Below are 19,575 nucleotides of genomic sequence, written 5' to 3' on the forward strand. Positions count from 1 at the left end.
TCCTTCTTGTGAGTTAATATTTTGTGATTTATTGGGAACAATAATCAGAGCGAAACTATTCTTCACAAGAAAGGATGAATTTTTTATGCTTTATATTATTATTGTTATGGGAGTTAGTTTGATTTTACTATTATTATATGTAGTTATAGATATAGAAAAAGAAAAACAAAAAAACGTAATGGAATATATGTATTTTAAGGATGAAGATAGGGAAGAATTAAAAAAACATGCTGAAAAGATATCATCCATTTCTTCAGAAGTTAAGATAAAAAGTTGTAGAAGAAAGCTGATAAAGAATTTAAACATGTTTTACAATAAAATAATTGAAAATTATAATTTCCTAAATGTAGAGTTAAAAAATAATAGGGAAGTAATACCATGTGCAAGATGGCTCCTAGACAATATGTATTTAATTGAAAGGGAATATTCTGATATAAGATATAATATGCCTAGAAAGTATTATAGAAGCTTGCCTGTAATACATAAAGGACATATGAAAGGTTATCCAAGAATATATTTTATTGCAGTTGAGATGATTTCTGGAACTTACGGAAAAATAAATGAGGAAAATATAGAATTATTTATAAAGTCATATCAGAAGAATACTGTTCTTACAACTGGAGAACTTTGGGCATTTCCTATAATGATAAGAATAGCATTAATTCAAAATATAAGTGGAATAGTTGAAAATATAGTTTATGAACAAAAAGAGAAGAATAGAGCAGAAATTTATGCAGATAAAATAATAGATCTCTATGATACTGAAGGTTCAGTAGATGAATTTAAGTTAAGAGAAAAAATAGAAGAACTTAAAAAAATGAAAATTAACTTTACTCCTTCTTTTACTGAAAGATTTGTAAAAGTATTAAGAGATAATTTTATAGAAAATTCTAATATATATAAATGGATAGATGAAGAACTTTCAAAAAAGGGTACTACATTTGATTCTACCATAAATTTAGATCACCAAAGGCAGAGTAATTATCAGTTTGAAATGAGCAATTGTATAAATGGAATAAGAGAAATAACATCACTTGATTGGAAAAAGAATTTTGAAAAGTTGAGTTATGTGGAAGATGTGTTAAGAAAAGATCCTATTAATGTATATGAAAATATGGATTTTCAATCACGAGATTATTATAGACACCAAATAGAGAGAATATCAAAAAAGACAGGCTTTTCAGAAGTTTTCATAGCCAAACAAGCTCTAAAGTGTGCTGAAGATGAATTTAAGATTAAAGAGGGAAAAAATATAGAAGAAGAATATAAATTCCATGTAGGATATTACATAGTTGATGATGGATTTAAGTGTCTTATTAATCGTATAAATAATGATATAGAAGAGAATAAATATAAAAATTCATCAATATATAATTTAAAATTAACTGAAAATATATATATAACTACAATAATTATTTCCACTATAGTATTAAGCATAATTGTAAGTTATACAGATATATACAATGGATCCTATGATACAATATGGAAATACGTTATAACATTCTTATTAATGCTTATTCCAATAAGTGAGATATTTATATCTATTTTTAATTGGAGCATAAATAGGTTGACTTATCCAAAATTTATACCAAAACTGGAACTGAAAGATGATATACCTGAGAATAGCAGTACTATAGTTGTTATACCTGCTATATTTAATACTAAAGATAGAATTATAAGTCTTATAAAGAAAATGGAAGTATATTACCTTTCTAATGAAGAAAAAAATTTATACTTTGCAATTCTTGGAGATTTTTCTGATAGTAGTTTGGAAGTTGAGCCAAATGATAGGATTATTATAGAAACTGCTATTAAAAAGATAAAAAAGTTAAATAAAAAATACTGTCAAGATGGAAAAGACAAGTTTTACTTCTTATGTAGATATAGGAAATACAATGAATGTGAAAAAAAGTGGATGGGTTGGGAAAGAAAACGTGGAAAACTCATGGAATTTAACTATCTCATAAGAGGAAGTGATTCTACAAGCTATAATGTAATAAGTGGAGATATAAAGGAATTGTATAAAATAAAATATGTTATAACTCTTGATGCAGATACACAACTTCCAAGAGGAGCTGCAAAAAAGCTAATAGGAGCTATGGATCATATTTTGAATGTACCTCATATATTAAATGGGAAAATAGTAAGAGGTCACGGACTCATGCAGCCAAGAGTAAGTGTGGGAATAACAAGTGCAAATAAAACACTATATTCTAGTATTTTTTCAGGAGATACTGGAATAGATTTATATACTAGTGCAATATCAAATGTGTATGAGGATCTTTTTGATGAAGGAATATTTACAGGAAAGGGAATATATAATGTTGATACTTTTATAACTATGCTTAAGGAGAATATACCTGAGAACTCTGTATTAAGTCACGATCTTTTGGAAGGATCCTATGTAAGAACAGCACTTATTACAGATGTGGAACTTATAGATGGCTATCCTGCTTATTATAATTCAAGCTCCAAAAGGATACATAGGTGGGTTAGAGGAGATTGGCAGCTTATTCCGTGGTTGTTTGGTAAGAATGGATTAAATAAACTATCAAAGTGGAAAATATTTGACAATTTAAGAAGAAGTCTTGTATCTCCTTTTATAATGATGCTTGTTTTTTGGTCAATTATCATATTTAAGAATCCAGATGAAGGTCTTGTTATAGCACTTTTGACTCTTATATGTCCTGTGTTTTTTAATGTATCAGATTCTGTAGTTCTTCCAACAAAAGGAGTAAGTCTTTCTGGAAAAATTAATAATTTCAAATTGGCTTTGGAACAATTCTTACTCATATTTGTGTTCTTGCCCCATAAAGCATGCTTAATGGTAGATGCTATAGTAAGGACATTATATAGAGTATATATAAGCAAACATAATTTGCTTCAATGGCAAACTGCAGAAGATGTAGAAAGAAGATCTGGAAAAAAACTTATAGATTATATAAAGTTTATGTATACTGCAAGCCTTATAGGAATTATAATTGAGATTTTGGGGTTTTACAATTCCAAAACTACAGGAATTTTGCTTATGCCATCATCTATTCTGTGGGTTTTATCTCCTTATATTGCATATAAAATAAGTGTTGATAGAAAAGATAGAGAGGATTATATTGAAAATGACGAAAAGAAATTACTAAGAGAAGTTGAAAGGCGTACTTGGGCATATTTTGAAGATTTTATTACAGAAGATACAAATTGGCTTGCTCCAGATAATTATCAAGAATATCCATTTAAAGGATTGGCATATAGAACATCGCCAACTAATATGGCAATGGGCATAACTTCTAATATAGTTGCATATGACTTAGGATATATAAGTATAGATATATTTAATTTCAGATTAAATAATATAATTTCAACTATGGAAACATTAGATAGATATAAAGGTCATTTCTATAATTGGTACGATATAAAGACGAAAAAGCCATTGAATCACTATGTATCTACTGTGGACAGTGGAAATTTAATTTGTTATTTATGGCTTACAGAGGCAACTATTAGTGAGTATTTGAAATCACCTATTATAAACGAGAATTTAATATACGGATTAGAAGATACAATAAAATTAGCTGATTCTGAGATTGAGGATAAGTATGAAGTAAAATCTATTTATGGAGAAAATATGGGAAAACTACATCATGGTGATATATATTCAATACAATATTTTCTGAAAAGGTTAAAGGATAAATCTTCTGAAATTATTGGAAGATATAGTGACTTGTATTGGAGCAGGAAAGTTAAATCTATTTCAGAAGATTTTATAAATACTTTAAATAAGTATTTACCATGGATAAATGATACTTTCTACAATATACTTTGTAATAATTATGATGTATATCATGATATTTGTGATGAATTAAATGAAATTATATATAACATACCTATTTTAGATATACCTGAAAGCATTACCAAAGTAGTTGAGTATTTGGATAATAAGTTACCAAAAAACAATGATGTATCTAAATTTAGAGAGAGTATGTTATCTGCATTTAAAAATATAAATGATTTAATATACGAGCTCAAGAATCTTTTAGAGAGAATTAATGCTATGGAGGCTTCTCATGATTTTTCTATATTGTATGATAGCAAAAGGGAATTGTTCTCTATAGGATATAGTGTTGATAATAATTGTCAAGATAAGAGCCACTATGATCTATTAGCTTCTGAGGCAAGACAGGCAAGTTTTGTAGCTATAGCTAGAGGTGAAGTAAATCAAAATCATTGGTTTAAGTTGAGTAGATCAATGGCACTTGTCCATAATAAGAGACTGATTATTTCTTGGTCTGGTACTATGTTTGAATATCTTATGCCTCTCATTATAATGAAGAGTTTTCCTAATACTCTTTTTAGTGAAACATATAAAAATGTAGTTAGAGTTCATAAAATTTATGGTGAAAAAAATAAAGTGCCTTGGGGAATATCTGAGTGTGCATATTATAAATTTGATGCCAATTCACTATATCAGTATAAAGCTATGGGAGTTCCAGATATAGCACTTGATAGTAATACAGGTAATGAATTGGTAATAGCCCCTTATGCTTCTGCTATGGCATTGCAAGTTGATAGAAATGCAGCTATGGACAATATAAAAAAGCTAATAAAAATTGGTGCAAAGGGAAAGTATGGATTTTATGAATCTGTAGATTGTAGTGAAAACAAATTGGTTAAGTGTTTTATGGTTCATCATCAGGGAATGAGCTTTATGTCTATTGACAACGTATTAAAATCAAAAGTACTTCAAAATAGATTTCACAGTATACCTAGGGTGAAGGCAGTTGAGCTTCTTCTTCAGGAAAAGATTCCAAGGGTAATAATTTATGATAGAAAAAAAGGTAGTAAAGTTTCATATAATCATGAAACGGATAGAATTTCTATGCCAAAGAGAAAATATAATACTGCAAATACAAAATATCCTGAAGTTAGTATGATGTCTAATGGAAACTACTCTATTATGATAACGAATAGTGGAAGCGGATATAGTAAAAATAATGAAATGTATGTATATAGATGGAGAGAAGATTTAACACAAGATAATACAGGTATGTTTTTCTATATAAAAAATATAAATTCCAATGAATACTGGAGTGCAGCATATGAACCTTGTAGATATCATGGGGAAAATTATAAGGTGACATTTTCAGAAGATAGGGCAGAATTTGAAAGAAAAGATGGAAATATAAAAACATACACTGAAGTTATAGTGTCCCAGGAAGATGATGCTGAGATAAGGAGCATATCACTTACAAATAGCAGTAGTCATACTAGAGATATTGAGATCACTAGCTATATGGAGGTTACACTAGCACCATACAGTTCAGATTTAGTTCATCCAGCCTTTGGAAATTTATTTATACAGACGGAGTTTTTAGAAGATCCACTATGTGTTATTGCAAGTAGAAGGCCTAGGAGGAAAGAATATGAACAGGATTGGGTAATGCAGACAGTTGCAGTTAATGGAAGTCAGATAGGCCCTGTGCAATACGAAACAAATAGGGAAGAATTTATAGGTAGGGATAGGGATTTACAAAATCCTAAGGCAATGGACAGTGATGTTGAACTTACAGGATCTGTAGGTTCAGTAATTGATCCTATAATAAGTTTGAGAGTAAGAGTGAGAATAGATCCAGGAGAAACATGTAAAGTTGCATATACTATATCTGTAGCAAAATCTAAAGATAAAATAATAGAGATGGCTGAAAAGTATAGGTATATTGATAACGTAAATCGGGAATTTCAAATATCTACAAATGAAGCCTATATGAGGATGAAATATCTAGGATTAAAGGTATCTACAGTAAATATATACCAGGTAATAGCATCTAGAATATTGTTTTTAAATGAATCTATGAAAAAAAGAAGTAATTATATTATGAATATAAATAAGGGACAGTCTGCATTATGGTCTTATGGTATTTCTGGAGATTTACCTATAATTCTTGTTGTAATAAGAGATCAAAAAGATATTTCCATTTTAAGGAGGACTTTAAATGCCCATGAATATCTTAAAATAAAGGGATTAAAAATAGATCTTGTAGTATTTAACTTAGAAGAGGATTCCTATATTCAGCCTATCCAAGGACAGATAAGTGAACTTATATATTCAAGCCATCTTAGAAATAAAGAAAATCAACCTGGTGGAGTGTTTGTTTATAATAAAGGGAATATGCCAGAGGAAGATATGGATCTTGTAAAAGCTATAGCAAGGCTTGTTTTTGATAGCAAAGATGGAAATATATTTAAGCAATTAGGGGAAAATACAATTTTAAAAGATGAATATGATAGCTTCTCAATTAAACAAAAGATAAATGAATCATTTACCTATGGAATAGATACTGAAAATCTTCAGTATTTTAATGGGTTTGGAGGATTTTCACAGGAGGGTAAATCATATATTATAATACTTAGAAATTACAATAACACTCCAGCTCCATGGATAAATGTAATTTCAAATAAATCATTTGGATTTCATGTGTCAGAATCGGGAATGGCATATACCTGGAATAAAAATAGTAGAGAAAATAAATTGACTTCATGGACCAATGATGCTGTAGTTGACGGAGAATGTGAAGCTTTGTATATAAAAGATAAAGATAGTGGAAGACTGTGGAGTATAACTCCTAATCCTATAAGGGATTCAGGAGAGTATGTAATAGAACATGGTTTTGGCTATTCTACATTTAAACACACAGCTTATGGAATATCAGGAAAAATTACAATGTTTGCATCATACAGTGACAGCGTGAAGTTTTGCAGTATAAAGTTAAAAAATAATAGTAAAAATACAAGAAGGCTGTCTGTATCTTACTATGCAAAATTAGTTTTAGGTGTTGTACACGAGAATACAGCCCAATATATAGGAACTTATGCAGATAGTAAAAATAACTATATTTATGCTAAAAATCCTTACAGTGAACATTTTGGAAAACTTATATGTTATTTGAAAATAATAGGCGGAAAGAATTTTTCATATACTGGAGATAGAGCTGAGTTTATAGGAAGATGTGGAAGTGTAAAAGATCCACATGGACTTAAAAAAGAAAAACTCTCAAATACAGTAGGTGCAGGTATTGACCCATGTCTTGCTGAAGAGATTGACGTAACAATATCACCTAATTCAGAAAAGAGAATAATCGTTATGCTTGGGCAAGATGAGAATTTACAAAAGATAAATAAGATTATAGAAAAGTATGGAACTGTTGAAAAGGTAGATAATGAGCTTAAAAGATGTAGAGATTTTTGGAATGGCTTTCTTGGAACTATACAAGTGCATACTCCCAATAAATCTATGGATATTATGCTAAATGGGTGGCTTATGTATCAAGTTGTAAGTTGTAGGTATTGGGCAAGAAGTGCTTTTTATCAATCAGGTGGTGCATATGGATTTAGAGATCAACTGCAAGACGTCATGTCAATTTGCTATCTTGATTCAAAGATAACCAGAGAGTATATATTATATAGCTCTACAAGACAATACTTAGAAGGTGATGTACAGCATTGGTGGCATCCTGTTGTAGAAAGTGGTATAAGAACTAAGTTTTCCGATGATTTGTTGTGGCTTCCATATGTTGTATCAGATTATATTAAGAATACAGGTGATTACAGCATATTAGAAGAGAAAACATCATATCTTGAAGATAGTGAACTTAAAAAAGATGAAGATGAAAGATATAGTGTATCTAAGGTATCTTCACAGAGCGGAACTATTTATGAACATTGTAATAAAGCAATAGAGCATGCCTTAAAGTTTGGAGAACATAATATTCCACTTATGGGTTCAGGAGATTGGAATGATGGAATGAGTACTGTAGGGAACCAAGGAAGAGGAGAGAGTGTATGGCTTGGTTGGTTCCTGTATAGTATACTTGATAGATTTATACCAATTTGTAAATATATGAATGATGAAGATAGATTAAATAACTACAGTAAAGTTAAAAAATTTATAATAGATAATTTAGAGAAAAATGCATGGGATGGAAGCTGGTATAAAAGGGCATACTTTGATGATGGCACACCACTTGGATCAATACAAAATGAAGAATGTAGAATCGATTGCATAGCTCAAGCATGGTCTGTAATATCTAAAGGAGCCAGGAAGTCAAGAGCAATAGAAGCAATGGAAGCTTTAGATAAGAATTTGGTAAAGAGAGATAGAGGTATGGTTTTGCTTTTGACACCTGCTTTTGATAAGTCACATTTGGAACCAGGTTATATAAAGGGATATTTACCCGGCATAAGAGAAAATGGAGCACAATATACTCATGGTGCTATATGGGCAATAATTGCTTTTGCAGAACTTGGATATAACAATAAGGCATATGATATATTTAATATGCTAAATCCTATAAACCATAGTAAATCATATTTGAATTGTAGAACTTACAAGCTTGAACCTTATGTCATTGCTGCAGATATATATGCTTCTAAGAATAATGAAGGTAGAGGTGGATGGAGCTGGTATACAGGTTCAGCTGGTTGGATGTATAGAGCTGGAATTGAAAGCATATTAGGGCTTAAATTTAAAGAAAATCATGGATTTACTGTAAATCCATGTATTCCAGATGAATGGAATGGATATAATATTAGTTATAGAAGAGAAAAATGTGTATATAATATAAGCGTTAAGAGAGATTCAAATAAAGGTATATGGATAGATAATAATAAATTGGAACAAAATATAATACCTTATTTTAAAGATGGAATTCACGAAGTAATTGTAAATATATAATTTTTATTTCTAAGTATTAGAATACTGGAAGGAATTTTAAATATTATCTAGAATTCTATTAATATGCAATAAAATTAATAGGGATATACAAGGAGGAATTAATAAAATGACAGAGGTTAAACAAGTGTATAAGTGTGAAGTGTGTGGAAATATAGTTGAAGTTGTTAATGCAGGCGGTGGAACTTTAGTATGTTGTGGAAAACCAATGAAGCTTTTAACTGAAAATACAGTAGATGCGGCACAAGAGAAACATGTACCTGTAATTGAAAATGCAGCTGATGGTGTAACTGTAAAAGTAGGAGCTGTTGAACATCCTATGACAGAAGAGCATTATATACAATGGATAGAAGTTCATACTGACAATAACAAGATATACAGAAAATGTTTAAATCCTGGGGATAAACCACAGGCAGAATTTAAAGTTGATGGAAAAGTTGAATTTGCAAGAGCATATTGCAATCTCCATGGATTGTGGAAGAGTAAATAAAGTTAAATTTGTTTAAGAATACTTTTAGGCTTAATATTTACTAAATATTAAGCCTAAAAGTAAAATATACGTTAAAAATTTTTAGCAAAGTATAGAAACTTATGCATAATTATAGTATAATACATAATAATAATACCAGTTGTTTAAAGATTAACTATTATGTGATAAAACTGCATATATTCTTATGATAGAAATAAGTAAGTTTAAAAACAGGCTTTTAGAGAATTGTGAATTTATGGTGAGATCACATGAGTTATGTTTAAACTGAATGGAATTCTTGAGGAAATAAATGGAATTTATAATGAGGAAAAGATGTAATATTTTTTTAAACTTAGGTGGCACAGTGTTAATACACCCTATGATTTTATAAAATCATAGGATTTTTTTGATTGTTTTATAATTAAGATTTATTATAAACTATAGATGAAAGGTAGGTGAAGCCTGATTTATAATTTCTTTAATGTAAAAGTCAGGCGTAATATGGAAAAGAATAAGAAAGTAATATTTAGTGGTATCCAGCCTTCAGGAAATTTGACAATAGGAAATTATCTGGGAGCTTTAAAAAACTGGGTTAAGCTTCAAGATGAGTATGATTGTTATTTTTGTGTTGTAGATTTACATGCTATAACTGTTAGACAGGAACCAAAAGATTTGAGAAGAAGGACTTTAGAGGTTCTTGCAATATATCTTGCTGCTGGAATAGATCCTGATAAAAATACTATATTTATTCAATCTCATGTACCAACCCATTCAGAGGCAGCGTGGATTTTGAATTGTTATACATATGTAGGGGAACTTTCAAGAATGACACAGTATAAGAGTAAATCTAAGAAGTATGGTAACTCTGGAGAATCTATAAGTGCAGGACTTTTAAATTACCCTGTACTTATGGCTGCTGATATACTTTTATACAATGCAGATCTTGTACCTGTAGGTAAAGATCAAACTCAACATATAGAAATCACCCGTGACATAGCTGAAAGATTTAATAATTTATATAGCCCTACTTTTACTATTCCAGAAGGTTATATTCCTGAAAGTGGAGCAAAAATTATGGATCTTCAAGATCCAAGCAAAAAGATGTCAAAATCATCAACTAATCCAAATAGTTATATACTTATAATGGATCCTCCAGAGGTTATAAGAAAAAAAATAAATAGGTGTGTTACAGATAGCATAGGAAAAGTGAAATATACAGATGATCAGCCAGGAATAAAGAACCTTATGAATATACTTATAGCAATAAAGGGAACTACACCTGAAGAAATAGAGAAAGAGTATGAAAATTGCGGCTATGCTAAATTTAAAAATGATGTAGCTGAGGCTATAATAGATGAACTTACTCCAATTCAAAATAAAGTAAATGAATATTTAAAAAATAAGGATTATCTTGAAAAAATTTATAAAAAAGGTGCTGAAAAAGCATATTATGTATCCAGTAAAGTGTTAAGAAAAATGCAAAAAAAGGTAGGCTTTATACCAAGATAAAATTATGTTTTAAGGGGCTATAGTACTAAAAAATAAGTGCTATAACCCCTTTAGTATACTATCTAATATAAACAGATTGTTTTTTTATTTGTTTAAAACAAATTTTTCTATAACATGGGCAACTCCATCTTCTTCATTTGTTTTTGTTATATAACTTGCTATTTTCTTAATTTCAGGAATAGCATTTCCCATAGCAACACCAAGTCCAGCATGTTTTATCATAGCTACGTCATTTCCTGAGTCACCTATGCAGAGTATTTCATCTTTTTTTATGCCAAAATGGTTAGCAACAGCTTTTATACCATTCCATTTATTTGAATCTTTGTTTATAAACTCAAGAAAGCAGGGTTCACTTTTTAGTGCCGTGTATTTTTTGTATATTGAATTTGGAAGCTTTTTTATACTCTTTGATAGTATTTCAGGATCTTGCATAAACATTACTTTGAAAATATGTTCTGAAGAATCAATAGTATCTATATCCTGTACATTAAATTTTACTCCAGTTAAACGGGAATCTTCAATGCTATATTCATTTAAGATAGGGGTTATATTGGATTCTTTAAGGGCTATTTGTACATTTACATTTATTTTTTCACCTAGATTATAAATGTATTTTGCATCTTCTATTTTCAATAGTTTTTCATATATAGAATCATGAGTTTTTGTGTTTTGAACTATGGAACCATTAAGACAAACAGCATATACAGAATTGGAAATTAAATCTAGCTGATTTAAGTATTTTTCTATTCCTTTGAGATGTCGTCCTGTGGAAATAACTATTTTTATTCCTTGTTTTATTGCCTTTTTTATAGTTTCAATGTTCTTAGCTGATATAGTTTTGTCATCTTTTAAAAGAGTCCCATCCATATCTATTCCGATTAATTTATACATATTTACCTCCATAAAATATAATCTAATTTCAAATTATATCATTAGCATATTTAAATATCAAAAATATTAGTTTCAAAATTGAAGTATAGATGATGATTAACGTAGTATTTAAACGTTTAGTTATTTGAATACATTGATAAACCTATAACATTTAAGATAAATAAATTATATTTATTATATAATGCTAGCTTAGTGCTTAAGTTGACATACTTATATAATAAAGTTAAAATCATTGATGTGAATAAAAAAGAAGAAGAGAGGGAGATTTGTGGCAGATTTAAGAAAGGAAATAGAGCGCAGGAGGACATTTGCAATAATATCCCATCCAGATGCAGGTAAAACCACATTGACGGAAAAACTGTTGCTTTATGGAGGTGCTATAAGACTTGCAGGTTCAGTAAAGGCAAGAAAAACTTCAAAACATGCAGTTTCAGATTGGATGGATATAGAAAAAAAGAGAGGAATCTCTGTCACATCATCAGTTATGCAGTTTAATTATGATAATTATTGCATAAATATACTAGATACACCAGGTCATCAAGATTTTAGTGAAGATACCTATAGAACTTTAATGGCAGCGGATAGTGCTGTAATGGTAATAGATGCAGCTAAAGGAGTAGAGGAGCAGACTAAAAAATTATTTCATGTATGTAGTTTAAGGGGAATTCCAATTTTTACTTTTATAAATAAAATGGATAGAGAAAGTAAGGATCCATTTGAACTTATGGAAGATATTGAAAATGTTCTTGGAATAAAATCTTATCCTGTAAACTGGCCTATAGGTTCTGGTTCAAATTTCAAAGGTGTATATGATAGGAATAGAAAGAGAATAGAGTTGTTTAATGGAGGAGATCATGGACAAAAAACGGTAAATTCTTTAGAAGGTTCATTAGATGATGATGCATTTAAAGATTTGCTTGATGAATCACTTAATATGAAATTAAAAGAAGATATTGAACTTCTAGATATAGCAGGAGATGAATTTGACATAGATAAAGTTAGTACTGGGGAGCTTACACCGGTATTTTTTGGAAGTGCACTTACGAATTTTGGAGTTGAACCTTTTTTGAAAGAATTTTTGAAAATGACTACGCCTCCTACTCCTCGAGTATCTGATAAAGGTAAGATAGATGTATTTGAAGAAAAATTTTCTGCATTTGTATTTAAGATACAGGCTAATATGAATCCATCTCATAGAGATAGAATTGCATTTATGAGAATATGTTCTGGTAAATTTGAAAAGGGAATGGAAGTATTTCATGTACAGGGAAAAAGTAAGGTAAAGCTTGCACAACCTCAGCAATTTCTTGCACAAGACAGGGAAATTGTAGAAGAGGCCTATGCTGGTGATATAATAGGAGTGTTTGATCCAGGTATTTTTAATATAGGAGATACCTTATGTGTATCTAAGGAAAAATTTAAATTTGAAGGCATACCTACTTTCGCTCCAGAACATTTTGCAAGAGTTAGAACTGTAGACACAATGAAGAGAAAACAATTTATAAAAGGAATGAATGAAATATCTGAAGAAGGTGCAATTCAAGTATTTAAAGAGTTACATATTGGTATTGAGGAAATAATTGTTGGAGTAGTTGGAGTTTTGCAATTTGAAGTATTGGAATATAGAATGAAAAATGAATACAATGTAGATATAAAAGTTGAAAATCTTCCTTACAGGGCAATAAGGTGGATAGAAAGTTCTGATAAGGATATTGAAGATCTTGTTCTTACAAGCGACACTAAAAGGGTTAAAGACTTAAAAGATAGGGATCTTTTAATATTTCAAAATGAATGGTCTATAAGTTGGGCACTTGAACATAATGAAAATTTGGTACTTTCAGATATAGGTAAGTCAGAGTAATTTTTTATTTATATAAATTGCAAGGTAATAAATATACCCCTTGCAATTTTAATTTTACAGTTGTATATCCAATAAGTATTCTTGTTAATATATTTTCTAAGTCTATCTGGATGTCCAAGTATATATCACACTTATTGAAGATAAAAATCAATATCTATGAATATTTCTTGCCTATAAAAAGCATGTCAATTAATAGTAGAATAAATACTGCGAAAATTACAATGTTTATTAATAGACTTCCTAATTTAAGAGCAATTGTAATTAGAAATAGTATAAGTATTAAACTTAAAAGCCATTTTAAAATAATCATCTAGTTTTTTACTGCATAATATAAAAAATCAGCAGTAGTCCTCCTTTTCAAATATTCATTTTAATAAGTATAGTATTGCCTCTATTTTTTAAAGTTATTATATTAATTGTATTAATACATTTTGATATTTTTATATTTACAAATATAATGTATGGTAATTAATAATTACAGGGGGGCAACTTGCATGGAAGAAAATAAATTGAATTTAACTAGAATTAAGGTAAGGGACGTAATACAAATATCACTTATGGCAGCTATAACATATATTGCTACAGCTGTAATAAACATACCAAGTGGTGTTATTTTTAGGGGTGTAGTTCACTTGGGAGATAGTATGGTACTTTTAGCAGCTATTTTATTAGGAAGAAAAAAAGCATTTTTTTCTGCAGCAATAGGTATGAGCTTATTTGATATTTTATCGCCTTATGCAATATGGGCACCATTCACTTTTTTTATAAAGGGGATTATGGCATATATTGCAGCAACAATTGCCTATAGAAAGGACTATAATGGGGAAAATTTCGTAAATAATATAGTTGCATGTGTTGCCGCAGGTATATGGATGATATTTGCATATTACATTGCTGGAGTTTTGCTTATGCATTTTGTAACTAATATAGAATTTTCCAAGGCATTTATTTTATCTGCAGCAGAAATACCAGGAAATATTGCTCAATCTATAGTAGGTGCAGCTATTGCTCTTCCTCTTGGGAAGACTTTGAAAAAGGTTAATTTAACTAGAAATAAATAATTAGAAATAAATGAAGAGGCTTAAAGCCTCTTCATTTTAATATCTTCTTGATCTATTTCTTTCAGCTTTCCTTTTTCTCCTACAATCAGGACATCTTACAGGATCATTTTCAAAACCTTTCTCTTTATAGAATTCTTGTTCACCTTCTGTAAATATGAATTCTTTCCCACAGTCCTTGCATACAATAGTTTTATCTGCCATTAAAAAAACCTCCTTAAAATCAATAGGACTAATTTTATTCTTGATAACTACTCCCTTGAATTTAAGGAGAAATTAATACCTTGAAAAAATTTGGCCTACTTATATATTTAATTATAATTAGAGTAAAACTCTAACAATATTATATCATACAGTATTAAAAAAACAATATTGAAAGGTACAGGAAAAACTCATATATCATATATTCATAAGATCAATAATTAATATTGAGAATATAGATATTTCTGATTAAATTAAAGGTTTATACAAATTTGTATTTTAGAGTAGTTGATAAAACTGGGCTTTAATTATATACTAATAATTATGATAATATATAAATTGGTTAATTGGTTAATTTATATATATAATGGATATAATGTTTTATAGATATGTTTAAATTAAGGAAACGGTATTTTTAATTATAACACTTAACTATTGGATAAAATATTGAAAGGTGGAGCAAAAATTGACTAATGTTTATGATACTCTTTTAGAGAGAGGTTATATTAAGCAAACTACTCATGATGAAGAGATAAGGGAATTATTAGGAAAAGAGAGTGTAACTTTTTATATAGGATTTGATCCAACAGCGGATAGCCTCCATGTAGGACATTTCTTGCAGATGATGGTTATGGCACATATGCAAAAGGCTGGACATAGACCTATAGCACTCCTTGGAGGCGGAACTGCAATGATAGGTGATCCAACTGGAAAAACTGATATGAGAAAAATGCTTACTAAAGAACAAATTGATCACAATGCCCAATGTTTTAAAAAACAGTTTTCTAGATTGGTGGATTTTAGTGATGGTAAAGCTATAATGGAGAACAATGCTAATTGGTTGTTAGATTTAAATTATGTAGAATTTTTGCGCGAAATTGGGATAAATTTTTCAGTTAATAAAATGCTTACAGCAGAATGTTATAAGCAAAGAATGGAAAAGGGATTAACATTTTTAGAGTTCAATTACATGCTTATGCAGTCCTATGATTTTTTAGAGCTTAATAGGAGATATAATTGTAAGTTAGAAATGGGTGGAGATGATCAGTGGTCAAATATACTTGGTGGAGTTGATCTCATAAGAAGAAAAGAAAAAAAGCAAGTATATGGTATGACTTTTACTTTGCTCACAAAAAGTGATGGAAAGAAAATGGGTAAAACTGAAGGAGGAGCTATATGGCTTGATAAAGAAAAAACAAGTCCATATGATTTTTATCAATATTGGAGAAATGTAGATGATGCAGATGTTGAAAAATGTTTAGCTCTACTTACTTTTCTACCTATGGATGAGGTTAAAAGACTTGGTTCTTTAAAGGATTCTGAAATAAATAAGGCTAAGGAAGTTCTTGCTTATGAAGTTACTAAATTAATACATGGAAAAGAAGAAGCTGATAAAGCAAAAGAAGCTTCACAGGCACTGTTTGCAGGTGGAAATAGTATGGATAATGTTCCAACTGTTGAAATAACAAAAGAGGATTCAAATTGCAGTGTAGTTGATCTTCTTGTAAAGACAAATATATTGCCTTCAAAAAGTGAAGCTAGAAGACTCATAAAACAAGGTGGACTTAGAGTGAATAATAAGAAAGTTGAAGATATAAATGCAAGTATAAGCGAAAATGATTTTAAGGATGGAAGTTTGCTTGTAAGACGAGGAAAGAAGAAGTACAATAAAATAGTTATAAAATAGAAATTATTTACATAGAGGGAAACTTAAAAATAAGTTTCCCTTATATATTAAAATATCTCCATATTATTAGTCTTAGCATAGTTTCTGTATATTAAGTAGGTATATACAAAAAAATTTGCACAATGTACACAATTCTAGCATTTAATAGTATTAGGGCCTTTGTATTGAGGCATTATAATAAACATATATTTCATTGAAGTAATAATGAATTATTAATTTTAGTATATGGGGAGATGATTATATGAAAGGAGAATTGCTTAAATTTGATGATGTTAAAAACTTAGGAACTAATAGTAAAGTATGGGTTATATGGAAAGAAGAGAGTTCAGATATTTATATAATTAAAAAGCTTAAATATGGTATTGATTTTGTTAAATATTATTCACCAAGCAATTGGATTAGTTTTTTTATGACTTATACAGCTTTAGAATATAGTATGGAAAACGGAATTGTTGAAATTTATAAATGGGTGTCTAACAAGGAATATATAGAAAATGGATTGATGGTAATAAAGAGTGCCATAGATAATTCTTTGGATATGAATAATAAGGATGAGTTTATGAGATTAACTAAAAAATATAATAAGTTTCTAGAGGAAAGTTTTCTAGAAGAAAGTGAACTGAGAAAATAGACGTAATAAGTAAAATTAATAGGATCAACATCTATATGATGTTGATCCTAATTGTTTACTCAGATGCTTTAATTAATGCATTTTTAACTGCTTCAATTAGTCCATTGCTGCTGTAAGTGGCTCCGGACACTGTATCAACTGAAGTTGATTGGTTTGAAATTATTTCATTTGGTATAGTGTTTTCAACATATTGATAAAATCTTGGAGTATCTTCTGTAGATACAGTTTCTATATTTGTAATTTTGCCATTATCTATAGTAACAGAAACTTCTGTAGTGCCTCCTCTAAACCCTGTACCTTCTCCCATATAAGTTCCATCTTTGTACTTTGTATCTTGTGATTTTTCCAAGTTAGAATTTGATACTATTTTATTTGTATTTGCCGATTCTGATTGATTTATTGTTGGCTGTATAAAAGTGCTAAGTCCATACATTACTGCAAAAATAGCTATAGCAAAAGAAATTATAATCTTTTTTGGTATACCATGATCTAATATAGTTGTAGATGGATTTTCTCTAGGGCAGTTTTCTACACATTTCAAACAACTTATACATTCTCCTCCATGAACATTAGTCATATCATAAAGCTTTAGTCCCATTGGGCAGTTGTTAGTACATATTCTGCATTTGCCACATTTATTTACTGGTTTTTTGATTTTAAATAAACTTATTCTAGATATTAAAGAGAATAAAGCACCTAGGGGACATAGATATCTGCAAAAGAATCTTTCAATAAAAATGCTTCCTATAACTATTAAAATTAATAATATAAATCCTACAGTAAAAGAAGATATTACAGTTTTAAAATCAATTATTTGTGCAAAGGCATTCCATGGGCTAAAACTATTTAAAGAAATTCCACCTTTAAATATTAAAATCAATGTTAAAAATAGAATTATATATTTGACATATTTTAGTGTGTTATCAATTTTGCTATTGATTTTAAAATTAATTTTAAAAAATTTTTTAGATATAATATAAATCCAGTCAGTAAAAGTTCCAAAGGCACACATCCATCCACAAAAGAATCTTCCCATAAGTATAGTGAAAATCACGGTTAATGTGAGCTCTGTAAGTTGTGGAAAAGATTGAATAAAGCTGAAATTGCCATTTGCAATCATTTCAAAGATCAATTTTAATTCACTAAAAGCTAATATATACATTCCAGGTAAAAGAATAAATAAAGCTATTTGTACGATACGCCTGAAAATTTCTATTCTTTTTAAAGAATTTTTCATTATTTAACCTCCTTGTGTGTTTTAAGTATTTACATTATAGAATTAAAACCTTAATATATGCTTAAAATTAGAGGGGAATTTCTGTACAGAAATGTTAAATAATTTTGAACATAATTATGCTAGAAAAAAGATTTGAGTAGGTCAAGAATTAAGCAGGTTCTTTCTTATTCACAAAAAAATTCAGTAAAGCATTGACTTTACTGAATTTTTTCATGGCAGGGGAAGTAGGACTTGAACCCACAACCAATGGTTTTGGAGACCACTACTCTACCAATTGAGCTATACCCCTATAATATTTTACTTAGTAGCAATTAACAAAAAATATTATATTACAGAAAACAGCTTTCGTCAATAGTAAATTTTACAATTTATCTATTCAGGTTCATATATCTTTTTTAGTACGTTTATATTGTATTTTATAACATCTTCATAACTTTCTGTGCCGTCAAATAATTTTATTTTTGCAGTTTTCATATTATGATCTTTTATTATAGTATAATTATTTTTTAATTCAGAGTTATCAGTATAAATAAATACTACATATTTATTTAATTTGGATTCTATAGCTTTACGTTCTTCAGTATCAACAGGAAGTATTGTATTATCAGAAGATGAATCTATATCTAACATATTTAAATCGTTATAGTTTATAAAATAGTTTAATCTTTCATTTAATGTTAAAAAAGTATAGTTTGACAGATTGTTATCTATGGTTTTTAGTTCCTTTTCATAAGATGATAATTTTTTTAACTCATCAGAAAAATTTTTCTCATAAAAAGATCTATTTTTGGGATCTTTATCTTCTATTGAATTTTTTATATTTAAAAGCATTACTTTATAATTGTCGATATCCATAAAATAATATGGGTTCTGACTCACCTCTATATTTGCATATTTTAAAGGAGATTTATAAGATAGAAGTTTAGCACCTCTTGATGAATTTATTATACTCACTTTGTTTTTATTTAGTTTTTCTATAAAACTATCTATCCATGGTTCATAGCTCGATCCTGTATATATAAAAAGATCTTTTTTGGAAATATTATTTAAACTATCATATGTAAATTTAAAGTTAACTTCACTTTCTCTATCTTTAAACATATAATTTACAGTATGCTTAGTTTTTACTATAGTTTTAACTATAGAATATGTTAATTTATCAGTAGTCATTATTTGAAGGTTAACACTTTTATCGATATCAGGACTATATGTACTGTTATTTTTTTTATCATTAACTGTTGTATTATTGCAGCCAGTGGTAAAAATTATAATTATAAGCATTAATGCTTCCAAAAATTTTTTCAACTTG

The 19,575-nt window shown here is 29.0% G+C and carries 11 protein-coding genes and 1 tRNA gene; 7 read left to right on the top strand and 5 right to left on the bottom strand.

All coding sequences use genetic code 11. The features are described 5' to 3' along the window. Nucleotides 1–85: 85 nt before the first annotated feature. From H2684_RS05650 to trpS, 3 genes are all read left to right on the top strand, one after another. The gene (locus H2684_RS05650; RefSeq protein ID WP_182088436.1) at nt 86–8,725 is read left to right on the top strand and encodes a glucoamylase family protein; all 8,640 of its coding nucleotides are present in this window, start codon (nt 86–88) and stop codon (nt 8,723–8,725) included. 106 nt (nt 8,726–8,831) lie between these two features. Continuing rightward, nucleotides 8,832–9,212: a desulfoferrodoxin gene (locus H2684_RS05655; protein ID WP_182088437.1), complete on the top strand. Its 381-nt coding sequence runs from the start codon at nt 8,832–8,834 to the stop codon at nt 9,210–9,212. A gap of 480 nt (nt 9,213–9,692) precedes the next feature. Further along, complete coding sequence (gene trpS / locus H2684_RS05660) at nt 9,693–10,700, top strand: tryptophan--tRNA ligase (protein WP_182088438.1); 1,008 nt, start codon at nt 9,693–9,695, stop codon at nt 10,698–10,700. An 84-nt stretch (nt 10,701–10,784) separates the two neighbouring features. Here the strand turns inward: trpS and H2684_RS05665 are convergent, their stop codons facing one another. Then, a complete protein-coding gene (locus H2684_RS05665; RefSeq protein WP_182088439.1) occupies nt 10,785–11,591 on the bottom strand; it encodes a Cof-type HAD-IIB family hydrolase in 807 nt (268 codons plus the stop codon). Nucleotides 11,592–11,859: 268 nt separating this feature from the next. Here H2684_RS05665 and H2684_RS05670 point away from each other — a divergent pair, with 268 nt between their 5' ends. After that, the gene (locus H2684_RS05670) at nt 11,860–13,452 is read left to right on the top strand and encodes a peptide chain release factor 3 (protein ID WP_182088440.1); all 1,593 of its coding nucleotides are present in this window, start codon (nt 11,860–11,862) and stop codon (nt 13,450–13,452) included. Nucleotides 13,453–13,946: 494 nt separating this feature from the next. Beyond that, entirely contained in the window at nt 13,947–14,513 is a 567-nt protein-coding gene (locus tag H2684_RS05675; protein WP_182088441.1) for an ECF transporter S component, read from the top strand. 36 nt (nt 14,514–14,549) lie between these two features. Here the strand turns inward: H2684_RS05675 and H2684_RS05680 are convergent, their stop codons facing one another. Continuing rightward, on the bottom strand, nt 14,550–14,714 hold the full coding sequence (locus tag H2684_RS05680) for a zinc-ribbon domain-containing protein (RefSeq protein WP_182088442.1): 165 nt from the start codon (nt 14,712–14,714) through the stop codon (nt 14,550–14,552). A gap of 463 nt (nt 14,715–15,177) precedes the next feature. Between H2684_RS05680 and tyrS the strand changes: the two genes are divergently transcribed. Together tyrS and H2684_RS05690 are read left to right on the top strand one after the other, a co-directional pair. Further along, a complete protein-coding gene (gene tyrS, locus H2684_RS05685; protein ID WP_182088443.1) occupies nt 15,178–16,398 on the top strand; it encodes a tyrosine--tRNA ligase in 1,221 nt (406 codons plus the stop codon). A 241-nt stretch (nt 16,399–16,639) separates the two neighbouring features. Next, nucleotides 16,640–17,029, top strand: coding sequence for an IDEAL domain-containing protein (locus H2684_RS05690; RefSeq protein WP_182088444.1), 390 nt, complete (start codon nt 16,640–16,642; stop codon nt 17,027–17,029). A 55-nt stretch (nt 17,030–17,084) separates the two neighbouring features. Here H2684_RS05690 and H2684_RS05695 read toward each other — a convergent pair whose 3' ends face one another. The 3 genes from H2684_RS05695 to H2684_RS05705 all read right to left on the bottom strand — a co-directional run bounded on the left by H2684_RS05695 (nt 17,085) and on the right by H2684_RS05705 (nt 19,571). Continuing rightward, entirely contained in the window at nt 17,085–18,266 is a 1,182-nt protein-coding gene (locus H2684_RS05695) for a 4Fe-4S binding protein (protein ID WP_182088445.1), read from the bottom strand. A 213-nt stretch (nt 18,267–18,479) separates the two neighbouring features. Beyond that, nucleotides 18,480–18,555, bottom strand: a tRNA-Trp gene (locus tag H2684_RS05700). A gap of 83 nt (nt 18,556–18,638) precedes the next feature. After that, nucleotides 18,639–19,571 carry a zinc ABC transporter substrate-binding protein gene (locus H2684_RS05705; protein ID WP_182088446.1) on the bottom strand — a complete coding sequence of 311 codons (933 nt, stop codon included), beginning with the start codon at nt 19,569–19,571 and terminating at the stop codon, nt 18,639–18,641. Between the last annotated feature and the right edge of the window lie 4 nt (nt 19,572–19,575).

This window comes from Clostridium sp. cel8, from assembly GCF_014050525.1.
Lineage (GTDB): Bacteria > Bacillota > Clostridia > Clostridiales > Clostridiaceae > Clostridium_B.